Genomic DNA, 21,042 nt, shown 5'->3' with positions numbered 1-21,042 from the left:
ACCGGCTCTTATCCTGCATTCTCATCACCGGCCGGCGCTGCATTCTTGCGCCGCCCGGCGAACCATCCCGTCACATCGTCCATCACCATATAGAGCGTCGGGATCAGTACCAGCGTGATCAAAGTGGCGAAGACGATGCCGAAGGACAGTGATACCGCCATCGGTTTCACCACCTGTGCCTGCAGGCTGTATTCCAGGAACACGATCGGCACCAGCCCCAGAAAGGTGGTCAGCGACGTCAGGATGATCGGCCGGAACCGGGCCCGCGCCGCCTTGATCGCGGCTTCCACCAGAGGCTCGCCATCGCGGCGGTAGCGATTGACGAAATCCACCAGAATCAGACTGTCGTTCACCACCACCCCGGCCAGGGCGACGATGCCGAACATGGACAGCAGACTGAAGGGCATGCCCAGCACCAGGTGGCCGACCGCCGCGCCGATGGTGCCGAACGGAATCACCGACATGATCATCAGCGGCTGCACATAGGACTTCAACGGGATCGCCATCAGCGCATAAATCAGGAACAGGGCCAGGCCGGTGCCATAGAGCAGATCGACCATCATCTTTTCCTGATCCCGGGTGGCGCCGGTGACACGATAACTGACGCCGGGATGATGGCTGAGAATGTCCGGCAACTGGTGCTCGATCAGATCCTTGGTGATGCGGCCGGGTTCGGCCACGGCTTTGTCCACCCGGGCGGTGATGCTGATCGAACGCTGACGATCGAAGCGGCGGATGGTGGCCGGGCTGCTGCCCATGTCCAGATCGGCCACGGCGGAGAAGGGCACGGCCTGACCGTCGCCGGTGCGAATGCGCATGTCTTCCAGATAACCCTCGGACCGTCGCTCCGCTCTGGGATAGCGAACCATGACTTTCACTTCGTCCTGGCCTCGCTGGATGCGTTGCACTTCCTCGCCGTAGAACGCCTGGCGCACCTGCCGTGCCAGATCCCGCTGGCTCAGCCCGAGCAGCTCCGCTTCCGGTTTGATCCTGAGCTGGATTTCACGCACGCCGCTGTCATGGGAATTACGCAGGTCGTAAACGCCGTTGTAGTCCCGCAATCGTTGTTCCAGTTCGGCGCTGGCTGCCTCCAGATGGGCCTGATTCTGGCCAACCAGTTCCAGTGAGATATCGTTGTCGTCGGGGCCGCCCTCGCCACCTATGTGGAAAGTCCGGGCCCCGGGAATGCGGCCGACTTTCTCCCGCCAGCGCCGTGACAGCTCCGGCACCGACACCAGACTGTTCTCGCTCTTTACCAATTCCACCACGATGCCGCCGGTGGTGTCGCTTTCGGTCCAGGCCAGCTGGGTGCGCACCAGTGGCTCATTCAGTCCCAATTCCTGCTGGAGTTCCTGGTCCACTTCGGTGAGCGCTTTGCCGATGGTGTCCAGGTTGGTCTGGGTCACGTAGGCCGGCGTGCCTTTGTTCATTTCCAGTTCCACCTGAACGAAGTCGCCGCTCAGGTCGGGAATGAACACCACCCGCAACAGTCCGCCGACAATCAGGCCCACGGCCAGAATCAGCACGGAAAGGGCGCCGGCCAGTGCCAGATAACGATGACGCAGGATGCGCCGCAGCAGGGGCAGGTAGGTGTTGTCGACGAAACGGAACAGGCCGTCGGAGAAGCGCCGCTGGAAGCGGATCATCCGATTCGGTTTTGAGGTTTCCGCGGGAGCGTCGCGCATGTGCGCCAAATGGGCGGGCAGAATCAGTTTTGATTCGATCAGCGAATAGAACAGACAGATCACCACCACACCGCCAATGGAGGCGAAAAACTGCCCCCAGATACCGGAGACCAGCAGAATCGGCAGGAACGCGGCCATGGTGGTGAGCACGCCGAAGGTGGCGGGGCCGGCCACATCGAGCACACCCAGCACCACGTTGTTGGTGGAGTGGCCATCCCGTTGAATCCGGGTATAGGCGGATTCGCCGATAATGATGGCGTCGTCGACGACGATACCGAGCACCACCAGAAAGGCGAACAAACTGATCAGATTGATGGTGATGCCGAACAGCGGCAGCGTGAACAGGGTGCCGAGGAAGGCGGTGAGCAGCCCGGCCATGACCCAGAACGCCAGTTTCAGACGCAGGAACAACGACAGGATCAGGAACACCAGCACCGCGCCCATCAACAGGTTTTCCGACATCATGTTGAGCCGGCCTTCCAGGTAGTAGGACACGTCGATCATCCAGTTTACCTGGACACCGTCGGGCAGACTTTCCTGCATCCGGTCCACGTAGTCGCGGACTTCCCGGGAAAGCGCCAGCGCGTCCTGTTCGCCCAGGGCCAGTACACGGATGCCCACGGCGGGGCGGCCGTTGTGGGTCAGGTAGTAGTTATCCTCGACGAAACCGTCGCGGATATCAGCGATGTCGCGGAGCAGTAGCCGGCTGCCGTCCGGGTTGGTGCGCACCACGATATCCTCGAAATCCCGGCCCACGTAGGCCTGGCCCACGGTGCGCACCAGTATATCGCCGCCGGCGGCCTGGATGCGGCCGCCGGGCAAATCCAGGGAGGAGCGGCCCACGGCGTCCGCCACTTCGGTCAGCGTCAGGCCGTAATTGCGCAGGGTTTCCTCGCTGACCTCGATGCCGATCTCATAGGGGCGGTCGCCGATCAGTTCGGTTTTGGTCACCGAGGGCAGGGCGGTGATGTCATCGCGCACCCGCCGCGCCACTTCCTTGAGGGTGCGGTCGTCCACGTCGACGCTGGACACCGCCACCCAGATCACCTCGGTGCTCCAGACGTTGCGCTGGTATACCGGCCGCTCGGTCTCCGCCGGGAAAGAGGTGATCGAATCCACCCGCATCTTGATGTTGTCCATCACCTCGCGGATGTCGTAATCCGGAGCCACCTCCACTTGCACCGAACCGTTGCCTTCACTGGCGATGGAGACGATTTCCCTGATCCCTTCGAGGTCCTGGATCGCTTCCTCGATCTTGATCAGCACACCCTGTTCCACATCCGTGGGCGTGGCCCCCAGGTAGGGCACCGTGATGGTGACGTAGTTGGTCTCCACCTGCGGCTGGATTTCCTTGGTGATGGTGAACGCGGTGATGGCGCCACCAATGATCAGGATCGCCATCAACAGGTTGGCGGCCACCGGGTTGTGGGTGAACCAGGCGATCAGACCGGTGTAAGCGTTCAGCCGTGGCGCACCGGATTGCTGGTGATCCGCATCAGGGGGTGACGACATGCGAGGCTCCCTGATCGTCAGCGGACTCGGCGCCACCGTGTTCCCCCGGTGCCGTCATCGGTGCCGGGGCGGATGGCTCGCTGTCGTCCTGGTCCGCGTCCAGATCCCGGATTTTCAAGGCCATGCCCTGTATCGGTGTCTGAATCGCGGTGATCACCGCGCGGTCGCCGGGTCGAAACACGTCGTTGGTGTAGACCTGCTCCGGCGTACTGCGTACCACCTGGACCCGGCGTATGGCGAGCTTGTCGTCGCTGTCCGCCACATAGACCTGGTCGCCGTTACGCAAGGCGACTCGTGGCAACACCACCAGTCCCTCGGCTGAGCGGCCCTGGATACGGGCGCTGACAAAGGTGCCAATGGGCAGTGGCGGCTGCTCGTCGCCGCCTTCGAGATCGTACGGATCCTGTACCCGGGCCACCGCGTAGATCAGCCGGGTGCGCTCATCGACCACCCCTTCGGTACGGACGATTTCGCCGCGCCAGGTTACCGTTTCGCCGCCGATCCGCGCTTGCAGGGTCACTTGGGGCAGCGAGGGCGGCCGATAGCCCGGGCGAGGCAGATCAACGAAGGCGCTGTCCTGCTGGGATAACGGCAGCCGTATTTCCGCCTCCTTGACGCTGAAGGCAGTACCGAGTGGATTGCCGGCGGCCACGAACTGCCCCAGATCCACACTGCGCTCTTTGACCAGGCCGTCGTAGGGGAGATGGATGCGAGTCCGCTCCAGGTCCCGTTGCGCCTGTTGAACCAGGGCCTGCTGTGACTGGATCGCGGCCTGGGTCTGTTCCGCTTCCGATTGCCGCTGCTCCAGATCCGATTTCGATATGTTCTTGCGCTGATAAAGATTCTCGAACCGGTCCAGCTGTTGGCGGGCCAGGCGATGCGCCGCCCGCAGCCGTTTTAATTCCGCCTGCGCCTGGGCAAGGGTGTTGCGATAATTGCTGGGGTCGATTTCGATCAGCACCTGATCGGCCTGAAACAAACCGCCGGCGACGAACTCATCGGCGATGCGGATGACCTTGCCGGACACCTCCGCCACCAGTTGGGTTTCGATGCGCGGTTGCACGGTCCCCTGGGAGCGCAGCTGAAACTGGCTGTGGGCGGTTTCGATCGGCAGCACATCGACGATTTCCGCCATCGCCGGCCGCTCCTCCACCTCCGGTTGCGGGCGCATGGCCGCCAGTATGGCCACCACGGCCACGGCGCCGAGCACCATGGCGGCGGCGATCAATACGAGAGTGGTTTTTTTCATAAAAGTCCGATTAGACGCGTATCAATCCGTTGATGATTCCCTTGCCACACCGGCGCCCTGGCATTGTGTTCAAGCACGGGTCCGTTCAATAAAACTGACAGACTAGCATTCCTGTTTTGCGCGGATATGACCGCCTGGCCCGGACGTCTCGCCAGTAAGCCACATGCTGGGTGTCACCGGTCTGACAGCCGGGAGAGTAAGCGGGTGTAGGAAAACTACAGGGTGGCGCAGGGGTCGTAAAGCACGTTCAACCGGCGAGGGCCACCGGTGGCCGGCGGAGCCGGCCACGGGGGCATCGGCGGTCCACCTGTCGCGGCGGACCGGGGAGCGATGTCGGCGTCAGTAACGGGCCGCCAGCATGGCGATGGCGGCCAGGGCTTCGGGGTCGTGTTCCTTGAGCCGGTTGGCGATGCCATGCTGGAAGAAATAGCGGAACCCTTCCTGTTGTTCGGCGGCGACCAGACTGGCGTCGCCGGGCAATACCGGTGTCTGTGTCACCGCCGCCTCGTCCGCCACCATGGCCTGGGGGGTACCGTCACCCTGCACGCGCCAGCTCACCACTTCCATCAACGACAGTGTCTCGAATTCGTCCTGGGAGAACACCGCGTGGGTGCCGATGGTGTCGGGAATTTCCTGGCAGCTGTGGTCGCCTGGTTTGCCGAAAAAACGAAGCGCCGCATCCAACTCCTGCACCTTGTGTTCCGGTGCGTCACGGAACAGGTAGTCGCTGTCGGGCAGGCGATAACCTTCCCAGCGGCCATTGAGTGGATCGGACAAAGCACTGGCGGTGACCAGATCGCGCAGCCAGGGCACCAGCGCCTGAGTGGTGCCGTCCTCGAGACGGGCCCAGGCGAGAATTTTCAGAGAAAACAGGGTGTCGGGATGTTGATCGTTGGCATAGAGCAGCTCCATGCCGTCGTACTCCGGAGAGAGTCTGAGAATGGACGGCTTGCCGGAGCGCCGTCTCGGGGTGAAGGGGATGACGTTACTGCCGCGTGGATCCTGCCGGTTAGCCCGAACCATAAGCGCCTCCGCCCAAGAGAACCATGGAATACCCCTGCGTCGGCACCGATCCCGTGGCGGATCGTCCTCGCACGGGCTATTCCAGACTCTACGATTTTCACACTAGACGGTTGCGGGCGGAGGCGCAAGTCAGGCGGCGTGGTCCAGAGACTGATCGCCGTTACCGGCACGGGCGGCCAGCGGTTGCCGCAGACGCCAGCGCAGGCGGATACCGAGTAAAATGGCGGCGCAGGTGAGCCCGGCCACCAGACCGATCCAGAAGCCGCTGGGGCCCATGGCCGGCACCAGCAGGTCGGTGAGGGCGAGCGCATAGCCCAGCGGCAGGCCGATCCCCCAGTAAGCGAGCAAGGTCATTACCATCGGCCAGGCGGTGTCCTCGAAACCGCGCAGGCAGCCGTTGGCCACCACCTGAATGGCGTCGGAGATCTGGTAAAGCGCGGCGAACAGCAACAGATGAGAGGCCAGGGCGATGACTTCCGGGTTGCGGGTATAGATCCAGGGAACCCAGTGCCGGATCAGCACCAGCAGGACCGCGGCGGCAACGCCGACCAGGCTGACCATGCGTATCGCGCTGCCCACCGCCAGATTCAAGTCATCGCGGTTGTGGCGGCCGCGAGCGTGGCCCACCCGCACCGTGGCGGCCAGGGAAAAACTGAGCGGCACCATGAAAATCAGCGAGGTGAAGTTGAGCGCGATCTGATGACCGGCGACGATTTCCGGCCCCAGGCTGCTGATCAGCAGGGCGATCACGGCGAAAATACTGACCTCGAAAAAGATCGATAACCCCACGGGCAGCCCCAGCCGCAGCATGTAAGCGAGACTGGCGAATTCCAGATGGCGCCGCCGCAGATTCAGACGTGCCGGCTGATAGACCGGATGGCGGCGGATGTACAGCCCCATCATCAGCGCCATGGACCACATCACCACGCTGGTGGCCCAGCCGCAGCCGACGCCGCCCATGGCCGGGAAGCCCAGTTTGCCGTAGATCAGGACGTAGTTGGTGGGAATATTGATCAGCAGACCGATGATGCTGATCCACAACACCGGACGGGTGTGGCGCATGGCTTCCGTGTAGCTGCGCATGGCCAGCATCAAGGCGGCGCCGGGCATGCCCCAACTGAGACCTTCCAGGTAACCCTGCACCAGAGGCAGCATGGCCGGGTCCACGTCCATGGCGTGCAGCACCGGTGACATGCTGCGCAAGGCCACGGCGGCGAACAGCCCCAATCCCAGCCCCAGCCACAGCGCCTGCTGGGCCAGCGGGTTGACCCGATGGTAAGCTTCGCCCCCCAGATGGCGGGATAAAATCGGTGTGGCGCTGGTCAGTACCCCGGTCATGAAAAGGAACAGCGGCACCCAGATGCTGGCACCCACCGCCACCGCGGCCAGATGCTCGGCACCCACGCGACCGGCCATCATGGTATCGACGAAGCCGTTGGCGGTTTGCGCCAACTGGCCACCCAGAATCGGCAGGGCGAGAGCGAGTTGAGCAGCGTATTCCTTACGGCGAATGGACATGATGCGGATCGGGAGCAGAGGCACGGGGCGGCTACCATACCGCAAAGCGCCCCAGGGATGTACCGCTCCCGAACCCTGGAAGAACTGTTTCGCGATACCTTTTACCGGCGCTATCACACCGTGCTGGAGGGGGGCGCCGAGGAGCCTGTTTATTTACCGGGCGAAGATGGAACGGGCACACCCCACCGTATTGTTTATACCCGTGACTATTTCCGCAGCGCCCTGCACGAGGTGGCGCATTGGTGCGTGGCCGGCCGCCACCGCCGCACCCTGGAGGATTACGGCTACTGGTACGCGCCGGATGGCCGCGATGCCACTCAGCAAAGCCTGTTTGCCCGGGTGGAGGAATCGCCACAGGCGCTTGAAGCCTTGTTCTGTGCCGCCTGCGGCCATGATTTCCGTGTCTCCATGGACAACCTCGATGGTGACGAAGCCGCCCGGCGGCTGGAGACCGCTTTCGCGGAGCAGGTGTACCGCCGGGCCCGGCGCTATCTCAAGGAGGGCCTGCCCGCGCGTCCGCTGGCCTGGTGTCAGGCTTTGGCGGATTGTTTCAATACCGGTTGGAATGGCGGCGCGGAAAGTCTGGATCGGATCTTTATCTTTCCCGCCGGTGTGACGGACTAAATCCGCCACGGCTTACAACTGATCGCCACGAAAGCTTACAGCCACCGCCGTGATGCCGGGTTAGGGTTCGTTCACCGGCTTCCGGCGTTTTCTGGAGCGCAGCTTCCAACTGCGCACCACCGCCACACGCCAGAAGACTTTCACCGCCCCATAGGAAAGCAGCCCCGCCACCAGGGCCACGATCAGTGAGCCGATCCACAGGGGAACCAGCTGCTGCAGGAACCAGGCGGTGGTGATGCCTTCGCCGTGATGGGGAGGAAGACCCATCAGCCAGGCACCGATACGATAGTTGAAATAGAACACTGGAACATAGGTGAGCGGATTGGACAGCCAGACCAGCATCATCGACAGCGGCAGGTTGCAGTGGAAACGTACCGCCAGGAAGGCCGCCAGGCCCATCTGCATGGGAATGGGCAACAGTCCGGTAAACACACCGATGAAGGCGGCGCCGGCCAGGGAATGCCGATTTATGTGCCACAGGTTCGGATCCGACAGGATTTCACCAAGGAACTTCAGGGAACGATGTCCGCGAAGTTTCTCGGGGGAGGGCAGATATTTTCGGAATAACCGTTTCGGCATGGAAAGTCGAGAATCCGGTTCCAGGTGCGCGCATTATGCCGATGTGGGACGGTCGCGCCTAGTGCGCGTGAGTCCCGCCGTTCCGGCAGTGTAGAACAGGTAAGCTGAATGGAAGCTGTCAACATCAGAGGGTTGGCGGCGGGAGGCAAGGATGCCCTGGGGGCGTATGGCCGCGGCGATGATCGTGGCGGTGTGGTACGGCCTGCTATGGCCGGTGGCGGTGGGATTGGTGCTGGCGCTGCTGGCCCGGCGCCGGGGTGGGTCCGCTGGGGACTGGTTGTGGCCGGCGCTGGCTTACCTTTACGCCGTCGCGACGCTGCAACTGGCGCTGGAGGGCCGTTTGCCGGAACACCTCAACGGTGAGGAACTGGTGTTCGTCGGGCGGGTGGCGTCGTTACCGGAGACCCGCGGCGGCGTGCATTACGGGGAGGCCGGCATCAACCAGGTCGCGCGTCTGGAAGGCCGGGTCAGCGCGCCGCCGGGTCGTTGGCCGGGACGGCATCGGCTGCGGGTGAGTTACTGGAATCCCGACCCGCCGCTGCGCGCCGGCGAATGGATACGGGCACGGCTGCGTCCGCATGTGCCTCGCGGCACCTATAACGAAGCCGGCTTCGATGCGGAACGTTATTTCTTGGCCGAGGGCATCGACGCCCGCGCCACGGTGAGGGCCGTGGAGGCGCGCTGGGGAGGCGGCGGCCTGCCGGGCTGGCGGCAGGCAATCAGCGACCGGATCGCCGGTCATTTGGCGATCAGCCCTTATGGCGCGGCGGTAATACCGGCTTTGGTGGTGGCGGATCGCCGGGGCTTGCCGGCGCCGGTGTGGGACTTGTTCCGGGATACCGGCACGGCGCACTTGCTGGCCATCTCCGGACTGCATCTGACCCTGGTGAGCGGCATGGTCTGGTGGCTGGGCAGGGTTTTGTTCGGCCCCCTTTGCCAGTGGTTGTGCGGCCCGTTACGGCGGCTCCCGCTGGCGCTGCTGGCCTGGCCTCCGGCGGTGGCGGCGGCCTGGGGGTATGCGGCGCTTGCCGGATTCAGCCTGCCCACCCAGCGCGCGGCCTTGATGATCTCGGTGTTGGCCCTGGCGGTATGTCGCCGCCGCCCACGGCCACCGCTGGAGATCCTCGCCCTGGCTTTGTGCGTGGTGTTGTTGCGGGATCCGCTGGCGGCGTTGTCGGCCAGTCTGTGGCTGTCGTTCGGCGCGGTATTGGCGATCCTGCTGATAGTGCGGACGGGAGGGCCCTGGTTGTGGATCGGCCTGCCATTGATGATGGCGGTGATCAGCGCGGTGTTGTTTGACAGCTGGCACTGGACGTCGCCGGTGGCCAACGCCGTGCTGGTGCCTTTGTTCAGCCTGTTGATCGTGCCGCTGGCCTTGGCTGGCGCTTTATTGGATTGGCCGGCGCTGTCATTGGCGGCCGCCACCGGGGTGGAAGGGGCGGTGGCGCTGATGACGGTGCTGGCGCGGTTCATGCCGGGGACGCCGCCGCTGTTGACGGGGATGGCCGCGGCGGCGTTGTTGCTGGCGGTGGCGCTGGCGACGCTGAGAGCCTGGCCCTGGCCGCGCCGCATGCTGCCGTTGCTGATGGTGCCCTGGTTGTGGCCGCAGAGTAGCGCGCCCCCGCCCGGACAATTGCGCATGACGGTATTCGATGTGGGGCAGGGGCAGGCGGTGGCCCTGCGCACCCATGAGCACCTGGTCCTGTACGACACCGGCCCGGCCTGGCCCGGCGGTTCCGCCGGTTCCAGTGTGCTGGAGCCGTGGTTGCGCCGCCAGCGGTTGCGGCCATCGATCACCGTTGTCAGCCATGGCGATCTGGATCACGCCGGTGGCTTGAGGGACCTGCGTGAGCCGGGCTTGCTGCTGTCCGGCGAGCCGGACCGTAGCGCCGGCGCGGCGCCTTGCCAGGCCGGGCAGAGCTGGATCCTGGATGGTGTGACCTTTCGTTTTTTGTGGCCTCGCGATCGGGCCTGGCAAGGGAATGACGCCAGTTGTGTCCTGTGGGTGGAGGCCGGCCCTCACCGCGTGCTGCTGACCGGTGATATCACCCATCAGGTGGAGTACCGGCTATTGAATCAGGTGGCGCCGGTAACCGTTCTGGTGCTGTCCCATCATGGCAGTGGCACCGGCACGTCGCGGGCCTGGGTGTCGCGATTACAACCCCGTTGGGCGGTAGCCTCGGCCGGTTACGCTAACCGCTTCGGCCACCCGGCGCCAGCGGTCCTGGAGCGCCTGGAAGCGGCAGGCGTCACGGTTCTGCGCACCGACCGGGCCGGCATGATTGAGTTTCAATTGGGGGCCACCGATAATGCCGCGCCTATAACAAGGTGGCGTGACGATCACGGCCGGCCCTGGCATGGGCCCGGCGGTTTCTGGTAAGGGGGTTACCGGATTGGCCTGATGTCACGGCGCGCCACCGCAACTGAGCAAGGGGATAATAACGTGCAGGAATTGGTGCAGTCCGGGGGCTGGATGATGCTCCCGATCCTGATCTGTTCGGTGGTGGCGCTGGCCATCGTGGCGGAACGATTCTGGACTTTGCGTCCGTCCCGGCTGGCGCCGGCGGGCACCCTGGCGGAAGTACAGGGGTGGTTGAAGAAAGGGCAATTGTCCGATGAGCGGCTGGAAACCTTGAGATCGCAGTCCGCCCTCGGTGTGATTCTGGCGGCCGGGCTGGCCAACGCCCGCCATGGCCGTGAGATCATGAAGGAGAGCATTCAGGAGGCGGCCACCGGGGTGGTCCACGACCTGGAGAAGTATCTGGCGACGCTGGGCTCGGTCGCCGCCATCACGCCCTTGCTGGGCCTGCTTGGCACGGTGGTGGGTATGATCGACGTATTCGCCGCGATCATGATTCACGGCACCGGCGACGCGGCCCAGCTCGCCGGTGGTATTTCCCAGGCCCTGCTCACCACTGCCGGCGGCCTGGTGGTGGCGATTCCGGCGATTTTCTTCCACCGCTTCTTTGTGCGCCGGGTGGAGGAGATTACCGTCGGGCTGGAACAAAACGCGGTGCATCTGGTCGATCTGGTCCACGGTGACCGCGAGCCGGAGCAGGGGCAAGGAGCGAAGTCGTGAAATTCCCACGGCCCCGGCAGGAAGAAATCAGCGTCAACCTGACGCCGTTGATCGATGTGGTGTTCCTGCTGTTGATCTTTTTCATGGTCTCCACCACGTTCACCCGCGAAACGCAGTTATCGCTGACTCTGCCGGAAGCGCAGGGCACACCGCCGGAACAGGCGCCCCAGGCAGTGGAGATTCTGGTGTCGTCGGCGGGTGAGTATGTGATCAACGGCGAAAAACTGATCGATAACAGCGACGCCGGCCTGCGCTCCGCACTGTTGCGGCTGGGCCAGGACAAAACCGAGTGGCCCATGCTGATCACCGCCGACGCCTACGCCAGCTATCAGGCGGTGGTGACGGTGATGGACGTGGCGGGCCAGCTAGGCTTTGATAAGCTGTCGCTCACTACACGTGAAGCCGCTGAAGAGGGCCAATGAGCCAACAATCGGAAAGTGCCTGGCAAACGTATAAACGGCTGCTGGGCTATGTAAAACCTCACTGGTTGCTGTTACTCGCCAGTTTTCTCGGCTATGCCATCTATGCCGGCACCCAGGCCGCCGCCGCGCAACTGGCCGGCTACCTGGGTGAAACCGTGGTCGACCCGCAACCTCACCGGGTACTGGTGGTCTCCGTGGCGCCGCTGCTCATCGCCCTGGCTCAAGGGGTCGGGCAGTTCCTGGGCAGCTACACGCTGGCCTGGGTGGCCCAGGAAATCGTCTATTTCATGCGTAATGAAGTGTTTGGTCATGTGCTGCGGCTGCCTCAGTCGGAGTACAACAACAACGCTTCCGGCCGCATCATGTCCAAGATCATCTTTGATGCCCAGCAAGTGACCAGCGCCGGCACCGACGCGGTGATGGTGATTTTCCGGGAAGGGTTGACGGTGATCGGATTGATGGCGTTCCTGTTCTATCAAAACTGGAAGCTGACGCTGATTCTGCTGGTGGTGGCGCCAGTGATCGGCCTGGTGGTGAATGTCACCAGCAAACGGTTCCGCCATATCAGCCGCCGTATTCAGTCGTCCATGGGCAACATCACCCAGTTCCTCGGTGAAGCCATCGAGGGCAATCAGGCGGTGAAGATCTTCGGTGGGCAGAAGCTGGAAGGGGACCGCTTCCACAGTGTCAGCCGCCGGTTCGCGCGCCAGAACACCAAGCTCAATGCCAGTAAGATCGCTTCCACGGTGATCGTGCAGCTGTTCGTGGCGGTGGGTATTGGCGCCATCACTTATTTGTATATCACGATGATGGGCGAGCAGCTTACCGTGGGCGGTTTCCTGTCCTATATCGCCGCCGCCGGCATGGTGCAGAAGCCGCTCAAGCAGCTTACCGACGTCAACGTCAAGATTCAGCGCGGCGTGACCGGCGCCGCCTCCTTGTTTGAATTGATGGACCGTCCGGTGGAGCGGGACCTGGGACAATTGACGCTGCCGCGCACCGAAGGCAACGTGGAATTCCGTGATGTCACCTTCGGCTATGACCCGAATCAGCCGGTGCTGCGTAATCTCAGTTTCTCCATTCGCAGTGGTGAAACGGTGGCGCTGATTGGCCGCTCCGGCGCCGGCAAGAGCACCATTTCCGCCATGCTGCCCCGGTTCTTCGATCCCGACCAGGGTTCGGTGCTGCTGGATGGCGTGCCGCTACCGGATTACCGGCTGGCGGATCTGCGCCACCAGATCGCCATGGTGAGCCAGAAAGTGGTGCTGTTTAACGACACCGTGCGCAACAACATCGCCTACGGCGAGATGCGCGATGCCGACGCAGCGGCGGTGGAGCAGGCGGCCCGTAACGCCTATGCCTGGGATTTCATTCAGGGCCTGGACAAGGGCCTGGACACCATGGTCGGCCAGGACGGCGCTCAGCTTTCCGGTGGCCAGCGCCAGCGCGTGGCCATCGCCCGGGCGTTGCTCAAGGACGCTCCGATTCTGATTCTGGATGAGGCCACCAGCGCGCTGGACACGGAGTCGGAGCACCATATCCAGAAGGCGCTGGAACGTCTGATGGAAGGCCGCACCACGCTGGTGATCGCGCACCGTCTGTCCACTATCGAGAAAGCGGACCGTATTCTGGTGCTGGATCAGGGCCAGTTGATTGAACAGGGCACCCACGCCGAGCTGTTGGAAAAGAATGGACTCTACACTCAACTCTACAAGATGGATTTCGCCGACGACGTTAATGACTGATTTCGCCCGCCGTGTGGAGCGGGGCTGGTATCAAGGCAGCCCCTGGCTGACGCCCCTGCGCCCTTTGGGCTGGCTGGTGGGGCGGGTGGCGGGGCGCCGTTTGGCCGCTTTCCGGCGGCAGCGGACCGCGCCGCCGATGCCGGTGCTGGTGGTCGGCAATATCACCGTCGGCGGTACCGGAAAAACCCCGCTGGTGGTGGCTCTGGCCCAGCGCGCCAGCGAGCGTGGCCTCAGCGTGGTGGTGATCTCCCGGGGCTACGGCGGCAAGGCTGGCCGATACCCGATGACCGTGACGCCCGCCAGCGACCCGGCGGTGGTCGGCGATGAACCCCTGTTGATCGTGCGCCGGGCCGGAGTGCCGGTGGTGCTGGATCCACGCCGCGACCGTGCCTTGAACTATGTGGTGCGTGAGCTGGCACCGGACCTGGTGATCAGTGACGATGGCCTGCAGCATTATGCCTTGCCCCGTTCCGCCGAAATCGTCGTGATCGACGCCCGCCGGGGGCTCGGCAATGGCCGCTGCCTGCCCGCCGGCCCCTTGCGCGAGCCGGCCAGCCGTCTTGAACAGGTGGACTTTCTGGTGGCCAACGGCGGCGTCTGGCCAGGGGCCGTCACCATGCATCTCAAACCCGGTAAACTGACTCGTCTGAGCGATGGCCTGACCCTGGACGGGGAAGCGTTCCGGGAGCGCTTTGGCGCCGTGCACGGCGTTGCCGGTATTGGCCATCCGGAGCGTTTTTTTCGTTCCCTGGCGGTACTGGGGCTGGCGGTGACGCCGCATGCGTTTGCCGATCACCATGCTTTTAAACCCGAGGATCTGGCGTTCGCCGATGGTCGCCCGGTGGTGATGACCGAGAAAGACGCGGTGAAATGCCAGGGCTTCGACAATACCCGACTATGGATGCTGCCGGTGCGGGCCGCCTTGCCGGAAACGATACTGGACGCCATGATCGACCGCGCATTGAATCCGGATTCGGCGCCGTCCGCAGCGGCGCTGGAATCCGTCGAGAAGGAGAGAGAATGAGTTTTTCCGTGGTGGTGCCGGCCCGCTATGCGTCAGCGCGTCTGCCGGGCAAGGCGTTGGCGGATCTGGCCGGTAAGCCGATGGTGTTGCGGGTGGCCGAACGTTGCCTGCTCAGCGCCGCCGGGCAGGTGTGGGTGGCCACCGATGATCAGCGCATCGCCGATGCCGTGGGCGAACGCTGTCCGGTGGTGATGACGCGGCCGGACCATCCCTCCGGTACCGACCGTTTACAGGAAGTGGTGACGCAACTGGGTCTCGCCGACGACGACATCATCGTCAATGTGCAGGGGGACGAGCCTCTGATCCCGCCGGAGGTAATCAACCAGGTGGCGGAGAATCTGGCCGCTAATCCGGATTGCCAGATGGCCACGCTATGCGAGCCGATCACCACGGCAGCGGATCTGTTCAGCCATGATATCTGCAAGGTGGTATTCGATAACCGGGGGCGGGCGCTGTATTTTTCACGGGCGCCGATACCCTGGGATCGCACCGCGTTCGCCCAGGATCGGGAACAGCTTGGTGACGGGGAATGGTGGCGGCACATTGGTATCTATGCCTATCGCGTCGGCTTCCTGCACCAGTTCGTCAACTGGCCGCCGGCGCCGCTGGAGAAACTGGAATCCCTGGAGCAATTGCGGGCCCTGGCCAATGGCGCGGCGATTCATGTGGCGCCGGCCTGCAAGGACGTGCCCGGTGGCGTGGACACGTCGGAGGATCTGGAGCGTATGCGGGCTTTGCTGCGGGGAGGGATGCATGACTGACGCCAACAAGCCGGCGGTATTGTTCGTTTGCCTGGGTAACATTTGCCGTTCGCCCACCGCCGAGGCGGTATTCCGGCAGCGGGTGGCCGCGGCGGGACTGAACGGCCGGCTGGAGATCGACAGCGCCGGCACCGGAGACTGGCACATCGGCCGTGCCCCGGACCGCCGTGCCGCCGCTGCCGCTGCCCGGCGCGGTTACGTCATGGATGAACTGCGCGCCCGCCAGATCACGGTGGATGACTTTCACCGTTTCGACCTCATCCTGTGCATGGACCACAGCAACTTCCACGATGTTTCCGAACTGGCGCCGGCCCGCGGCCGCGCACGGGTGGCCCGTTTCCTGGAAGTGCTGGGTGAGGGCGAACCGGAAGAAGTGCCGGACCCTTATTACGGTGGTGAAGACGGCTTCGATCAGGTGCTGGATCTGGTGGAACGGGCCAGCGAGCTGTGGCTGGAACAGTTGCGGGCATCGCTGTGATCGACACCGATGTGGATCTGAGCACGGCCAATACCCTGGCCCTGCCGGCCCGCGCCGAGCGGCTGGCCCGCCCGGCCGATGTGGATGAGCTGGCCCGGGTATTGACCGGGCGCGGGGCGGACCCGCTGTTCGTACTCGGCGGTGGCAGCAACCTGGTGCTGACCGGGGACTTGCCCGGCCTGACGGTGATGCCGGTTTTCGATGAGGTAAGCTACCGGCAGGTGGATGAGGGCCTGGCCCAGGTGCGGGTTGGCGCGGGCGTGGTCTGGGACCGGTTGGTGGCGGACACCGTCGCCGCCGGCTGGCAGGGGCTGGAGAATCTCTCCCTGATTCCCGGCAACGTCGGCGCGGCGCCATTCCAGAACATCGGTGCCTACGGCGTGGAACTGGCGGACGTGGTATCGACGGTGGAAGCGGTGTCGGTGGACGACGGCAGCAACATCAGCTTCGATGCCGATCAGTGCGAATTCGCCTACCGGGACAGCCTGTTCAAGAGCCGCTGCCGGGGTGAATTCATTATTACCCACCTGACATTGAATCTGCGTCGTGGCAGCGACTGCCGATTGGACTCTTTTCGATTGGGCTATGGCGGGCTGGCGGAGCGACTGGAAGGCGGCGGGCCAGTGACCCCGGCACGGGTGCGCGAAGCCGTCATCGCGTTGCGCCAAAGCAAGCTGCCGGACCCGGCGAAGCTGCCCAATGCGGGCAGTTTCTTCAAGAATCCGGTGGTCTCGCTGACCCACTACCAGCGGTTGTTGGAGCGCTATCCGGATCTGGTTTCTTTCCCCGTGACCGAAGGCCGGAAACTGGCGGCGGGTTGGCTGATCGAGCGCAGCGGCTGGAAGGGCCGGCGTCTCGGCCCGGTGGGCATGCACGATCAGCAGGCACTGGTACTGGTGAATCATGGCGGCGCCACCGCCGTGGACGTCCTGGCGCTGGCGACGGCGGTGCGGGAAGACGTGCGGCAATGCTTCGGCGTGGAACTGGAGCAGGAGCCGGTGTTGATGCCGGGAGCCATTGGTGTCCCGTAATTTCAGGAGAGTCTGACGCTCTGGCTTGTGAATTTCTGCAATGCCATATCGGCAGGTGCTGGGAACACTAATTCAGAAAGGGCCACGAAGCCACTGTGGGAGCTTGCCTGCAAGCGAATGGGCTTCCGGGCTCCAAGATTCGCTTGCAGGCAAGCTCCCACAGTGGCTTCGTAGCCAGGGTCACCGCCGTCCATGGCGGTCATAAAAAAGCCCTCGCCGGTAACCCGGCGAGGGCTTTTTCATGCCTGAAGGATCAGGGCATCAGGCGCCGGTGTCGGCGTCCTTGGTACTGTCCGCCGCGGCGGCCGCCTGCTGTTGTTGCTGGCGGCGGCGCAGGCGCGGGTCATTGCTGGCCCGGCCTTGCGGAGCGGCGGCCGGCGCTTGGGGCGCGACTTCGGGGCCGCTGCCTTTGGCATCGCTCGCCAGTGCCGGCTGTTCCGGGTTGACCGCCGGCTTCGCCGCTTCCACCGGTTTGCTGTCTGCCTCCGGCTTGGCGTCGCCGCTGGGGGACGTTTCGGCCTTCGCTTCCGCCTTCGGCTCGGCTACCGGTTTTTCTTTCGGTTCTGCTTTCGGTTCAGCCGCCGGAGTCTCCGGTTTCGGCTGCTCGGCCGGGGCCGGCTTGCTGGCCTCGGCTTTTTCCGCTGCTTTCTCCGCGGTCTTCGCTGGAGCGGGGGCGCGCTCAACCGCCGGTTGCGGTGTTTCCGTCGCCGGCTTTTCCTCTACCGGTTTGGCAACCTGTTCCGGCTGCGTGGCCGGACCGCCGTTGGTTTTTTCCGGCTCGGGCGCTTGAGGCTTGGTCTCGGCCTGGGCCGCGGCCTGGCGGTTACGCTGGCGCGGATCGTTGCCGGCACGCCGTACCGGTTGCTCTTCCGCTTCGGCGGAGGCCGCCGGTTTCTCGTCCCGGGCCGGTGCTTCGGCGGCGGGCTTCGGTGCTTCCCGCTTGCTTTCCTGTTCCGGCTGTTGTGGCTTGCTCACCGGCTTGTCGTGCTGCTGCCGGGAATGATCGTTTTGTTGCTTCGCTGATTGTTGCTCCGCCGGAGCGTCTTTGGCATCGCCATCCCGGGCAGATTTGGCCTGAGCCGGTTTGGCCTGGACCGGTGCCTGCTCGGCTTGTGCATTGCCTTCGCCGCTTTCCTGGGCCGGAACCAGCTTGGCCTTGGGCGGACGGCTGTCGCCGCGTTCCTGATCGCGTCCCGGCGTATTGTCCTCGCTGGTCATCAGCGGCGGTTGAACCGGAGCGCCGCCCTTGCCGGTGTCCTGCTTGTTGTCCGCCTGGGGCTCGCCCCGGCCGGCGTTTTGCGGGCGCTGATCATTGCGGCGCTGGTCATTGTCCCGTTGCGCGGCGGCCTTGCCGCCATCGTTGCGGGACTCGTCCTTGCGTTGCTGAGTGTCGCCACTCTTTTGCTGTTCAGCGTTTTGCTGCGGAGCGTCCTGTTGCTGAGCTTTGCGATCGTCCTGGCTCTTGCGCGGCCGTTCACGCTCGCGCAGCGGACGATCATCCTTGGCGTCCTGACGGCGGTTGGCTTTAGGGCCTTCGCCGCGGCGTTCCTGACGGCCCTGGTTCTCGTTGGCCTTGGCATCGCTGGACTTGGCGTCGCTGGATTTATTGTCCGTGCTCTTGTTGTCCGAGGACCGGTCGCCACCACGGTTGCGACCACGGCGATTATTGCCGCCGGCGTTGTCACCGTCGCGGCCATCCGCCTTGTTGCGGTTGCGATTCTGGTTGCCACGGTTACCACGACGGTTATCGTCCTGCTGCTCCGTGTCATCCCGACGGTTACGAGTATTACGGTTGTTACCCCGTTGCTGTTGACCACGGCCGCGCTCTTTGTCGCGGTTGCCGCGCTGGTCACGGTTCTGGGAGGAATGCTCCTGCTGGCGGCGTCCTTCTTTCTGGCCGCCCTTGGATTGCTGTTTCTGTTCCTGTCCGGCACCGCCACCGAACACGGCGGCGAACCAGCCCAACAGCCGGGCGAACAGGCCGGGCGTGCTTTCGGTTGCCGCAGCCGTGGCCGCCGCTGGTGCCGCGGCCGCCGGTTGCGCCTTGGGCGTTGGCGGGGCGGTGTCCGGGGTGATCAGCTTGACCGCCGGCTCCTGGGGTTTCGCCGGTGCTTCCTGGGTATTGGTGACGGGCTCCTCGGCGCTGTTGTCCACCAGTTCCAGCTCGTGACTGGTCTGCGATTTGACTTGATCGTCGCGGATCCGTTCGACCAGGAAGTGAGGTGTTTCCAGGTTCGGATTGGGGATCACCAGCACTCGGGCGTTGTGCGCGGTTTCGATATCGCGCAGCACGGGGCGTTTTTCGTTGAGCAGGAAGGTGCCCACGGCCACCGGCACCTGGGCCTGGATTTCGCCGGTGCGCTCCTTCATCACCTCTTCTTCGATCAGGCGCAGAATGCTCAGCGCCAGGGATTTCACGTCGCGGATATGGCCCTGACCATTACAGCGCGGGCAGACGATGCTGGAGGTCTCGCCGAGGCTGGGACGCAGCCGCTGACGGGACAGTTCCAGCAGCCCGAAGCGCGAAATGCGGCCCAGCTGAATTCGGGCGCGGTCCGCTTCCAGGGCGTCGCGCATGCGGTTTTCCACTTCGCGCTGGTTGCGGGCCGGCCCCATATCGATGAAGTCCACCACGATCAGGCCGCCGATATCCCGCAGCCGCAGTTGCCGGGCGATCTCGTCGGCGGCTTCCAGGTTGGTCTGCAGGGCGGTTTCCTCGATGTCCGCGCCCTTGGTGGCACGGGAGGAGTTGATGTCGATGGACACCAGTGCTTCGGTGGGATCGATAACGATGGAGCCGCCGGAAGGCAGTTTCACTTCCCGTTCGAACGCGGTCTCGATCTGGGATTCGATCTGGAAACGGGAGAACAGCGGGATCTCCTCGTTATAGAGTTTGATCTTGTGCTTGTAGTCAGCCATCACCTGCTGGACGAAGGCCTGGGCTTCCTCGAACACCTTCTCGGAGTCGATCAGCACCTCGCCGATGTCCTTGCGCAGGTAGTCGCGGATGGCGCGGATGATGACATTGGATTCCTGATAGATCAGGAACGGGGCCTTGCGGGACTGCGATGCTTCGGAAATGGAATCCCACAATTTGAGCAGGTAATCCAGGTCCCATTGCAGTTCCTCGGCGCCACGGCCGAGGCCGGCGGTACGCACGATCACGCCCATTTCGTCGGGCAGTTTGAGGCTGGCCAGAGCTTCCTTGAGCTGCTGCCGTTCCTCACCCTCGATACGGCGGGAAATGCCGCCGGCGCGCGGATTGTTGGGCATCAGCACCAGATACCGGCCGGCCAGGCTGATGAAGGTGGTCAGGGCGGCGCCTTTGTTGCCGCGCTCTTCCTTGTCCACCTGGATGATCACTTCCTGGCCTTCCTTGATCACATCCTTGATGTTGATGCGACCCTGGATGTCCTTGGGATCCTTGGTGAAGTACTGACGGGAAATTTCCTTCAGCGGCAGAAAACCATGGCGTTCGGCGCCGAAGTCCACGAAAGCGGCTTCAAGAGAGGGTTCAATGCGAGTGATCTTGCCTTTGTAGATATTGGCTTTTTTCTGCTCGCGGGAGCGGTGTTCGATATCCAGGTCATAAAGACGCTGGCCGTCCACCAGGGCCACCCGAACCTCTTCGGGATGGGCGGCGTTGATCAACATACGTTTCATTGTGCTACCACGTTGTTTCGTGGCGGCATGCAGCGGGCCGGCTTGGTGCCGGTATCAGACCCTGACCCTGAACGAGGAAAAGCCGCGCAGGCATTGACGTCACGTGTTTACGGCGCCTTGAGGCGCGGAGACGACGGTGATGATTCTGCCTGTTCGCTACTCTTTCTCCTCCGGATATAGGAAGTCGTTCCGTTGGTGTTGCGCCGGGGATGTCATGCCCCGTGGTTGTGCTTCACGCTGTGCCCGGCGCTCGGATTTGCTTGGCGCCGGACCGGGTAAACTTTGGTTTGTCTGTATACCGGTTCTCTGTCTTCAGCCTGGCTGCAGTCCGCCTGTTTAGGTTGTCGGCAACCTGCCGGGCATTGATGCGGCCCGGGAGGTCATGCTGCAGCGTCGCGCTCCGGTGGGAGTTCTCGCGACGTCATCATGGTCGGGCGGGGCGGGCGGTCTGATCTTGACGGCGAATGGTCGCTGCGCGTCGCCGTTGGCCTGCCGCGGCCGACATGAGTCTGTCATCAGCGTTCCGATCGCGCATCGGAGGCCATCTTTTCACGGTAACCGGGCGCAACGAGCGTCTCTGATTGGGTGGGCGGGCACGGGAAGCGGCAAGGATAAATGTTTCCGGGGGCGTCCTGACTTGACCCGATAG

At 63.8% G+C, this 21,042-nt stretch carries 15 protein-coding genes; 9 read left to right on the top strand and 6 right to left on the bottom strand.

Translation table 11 applies throughout. The features are described 5' to 3' along the window. Window positions 1–8 precede the first annotated feature (8 nt). The 4 genes from CRO06_RS14415 to CRO06_RS14400 all read right to left on the bottom strand — a co-directional run bounded on the left by CRO06_RS14415 (window position 9) and on the right by CRO06_RS14400 (window position 6,987). A complete protein-coding gene (locus CRO06_RS14415) occupies window positions 9–3,197 on the bottom strand; it encodes an efflux RND transporter permease subunit (RefSeq protein WP_097058744.1) in 3,189 nt (1,062 codons plus the stop codon). Beyond that, window positions 3,181–4,446, bottom strand: a complete 1,266-nt coding sequence (locus CRO06_RS14410) for an efflux RND transporter periplasmic adaptor subunit (RefSeq protein ID WP_097058743.1) — start codon at window positions 4,444–4,446, stop codon at window positions 3,181–3,183. Before CRO06_RS14410 ends, CRO06_RS14415 begins: the two co-directional genes overlap by 17 nt. Before the next feature lie 339 nt (window positions 4,447–4,785). Continuing rightward, entirely contained in the window at window positions 4,786–5,469 is a 684-nt protein-coding gene (locus CRO06_RS14405) for a hypothetical protein (protein ID WP_026949059.1), read from the bottom strand. A 129-nt stretch (window positions 5,470–5,598) separates the two neighbouring features. Continuing rightward, window positions 5,599–6,987 carry an MATE family efflux transporter gene (locus tag CRO06_RS14400; protein ID WP_097058749.1) on the bottom strand — a complete coding sequence of 463 codons (1,389 nt, stop codon included), beginning with the start codon at window positions 6,985–6,987 and terminating at the stop codon, window positions 5,599–5,601. Between the two features lie 57 nt (window positions 6,988–7,044). Here CRO06_RS14400 and CRO06_RS14395 point away from each other — a divergent pair, with 57 nt between their 5' ends. After that, window positions 7,045–7,611 (top strand): elongation factor P hydroxylase, encoded by a 567-nt coding sequence (locus tag CRO06_RS14395; RefSeq protein ID WP_097058742.1) that lies wholly within the window; start codon window positions 7,045–7,047, stop codon window positions 7,609–7,611. 60 nt (window positions 7,612–7,671) lie between these two features. Here CRO06_RS14395 and CRO06_RS14390 read toward each other — a convergent pair whose 3' ends face one another. Continuing rightward, on the bottom strand, window positions 7,672–8,190 hold the full coding sequence (locus tag CRO06_RS14390; RefSeq protein WP_097058741.1) for a DUF2062 domain-containing protein: 519 nt from the start codon (window positions 8,188–8,190) through the stop codon (window positions 7,672–7,674). Window positions 8,191–8,341: 151 nt separating this feature from the next. Here CRO06_RS14390 and CRO06_RS14385 point away from each other — a divergent pair, with 151 nt between their 5' ends. From CRO06_RS14385 to murB, 8 genes are all read left to right on the top strand, one after another. Beyond that, window positions 8,342–10,570 (top strand): DNA internalization-related competence protein ComEC/Rec2, encoded by a 2,229-nt coding sequence (locus tag CRO06_RS14385; RefSeq protein WP_097058740.1) that lies wholly within the window; start codon window positions 8,342–8,344, stop codon window positions 10,568–10,570. A gap of 63 nt (window positions 10,571–10,633) precedes the next feature. Beyond that, window positions 10,634–11,269, top strand: a complete 636-nt coding sequence (locus tag CRO06_RS14380) for a MotA/TolQ/ExbB proton channel family protein (RefSeq protein WP_026949056.1) — start codon at window positions 10,634–10,636, stop codon at window positions 11,267–11,269. Beyond that, window positions 11,266–11,691 carry an ExbD/TolR family protein gene (locus CRO06_RS14375; RefSeq protein ID WP_022994598.1) on the top strand — a complete coding sequence of 142 codons (426 nt, stop codon included), beginning with the start codon at window positions 11,266–11,268 and terminating at the stop codon, window positions 11,689–11,691. The genes CRO06_RS14380 and CRO06_RS14375 overlap by 4 nt, the downstream gene beginning before the upstream one ends. Then, window positions 11,688–13,436, top strand: a complete 1,749-nt coding sequence (gene msbA, locus CRO06_RS14370) for a lipid A export permease/ATP-binding protein MsbA (RefSeq protein WP_055099311.1) — start codon at window positions 11,688–11,690, stop codon at window positions 13,434–13,436. Before CRO06_RS14375 ends, msbA begins: the two co-directional genes overlap by 4 nt. Further along, window positions 13,429–14,460 carry a tetraacyldisaccharide 4'-kinase gene (gene lpxK / locus CRO06_RS14365; RefSeq protein ID WP_097058739.1) on the top strand — a complete coding sequence of 344 codons (1,032 nt, stop codon included), beginning with the start codon at window positions 13,429–13,431 and terminating at the stop codon, window positions 14,458–14,460. The genes msbA and lpxK overlap by 8 nt, the downstream gene beginning before the upstream one ends. After that, the gene (gene kdsB, locus CRO06_RS14360; protein WP_097058738.1) at window positions 14,457–15,221 is read left to right on the top strand and encodes a 3-deoxy-manno-octulosonate cytidylyltransferase; all 765 of its coding nucleotides are present in this window, start codon (window positions 14,457–14,459) and stop codon (window positions 15,219–15,221) included. The genes lpxK and kdsB overlap by 4 nt, the downstream gene beginning before the upstream one ends. Further along, on the top strand, window positions 15,214–15,699 hold the full coding sequence (locus tag CRO06_RS14355) for a low molecular weight protein-tyrosine-phosphatase (RefSeq protein ID WP_097058737.1): 486 nt from the start codon (window positions 15,214–15,216) through the stop codon (window positions 15,697–15,699). The genes kdsB and CRO06_RS14355 overlap by 8 nt, the downstream gene beginning before the upstream one ends. Continuing rightward, the gene (gene murB, locus CRO06_RS14350) at window positions 15,696–16,730 is read left to right on the top strand and encodes a UDP-N-acetylmuramate dehydrogenase (RefSeq protein WP_097058736.1); all 1,035 of its coding nucleotides are present in this window, start codon (window positions 15,696–15,698) and stop codon (window positions 16,728–16,730) included. Before CRO06_RS14355 ends, murB begins: the two co-directional genes overlap by 4 nt. A 261-nt stretch (window positions 16,731–16,991) precedes the next feature. Here murB and rne read toward each other — a convergent pair whose 3' ends face one another. Continuing rightward, window positions 16,992–20,393 (bottom strand): ribonuclease E, encoded by a 3,402-nt coding sequence (gene rne / locus CRO06_RS14340; protein ID WP_218839890.1) that lies wholly within the window; start codon window positions 20,391–20,393, stop codon window positions 16,992–16,994. Window positions 20,394–21,042: the final 649 nt, after the last annotated feature.

This window comes from Alloalcanivorax xenomutans (genome assembly GCF_900217905.1).
Classification (GTDB): Bacteria; Pseudomonadota; Gammaproteobacteria; order Pseudomonadales; family Alcanivoracaceae; genus Alloalcanivorax; species Alloalcanivorax xenomutans.
Note: the sequence above shows the minus strand (reverse complement) of the source record. Positions and strands in the feature narration are given on the sequence as shown.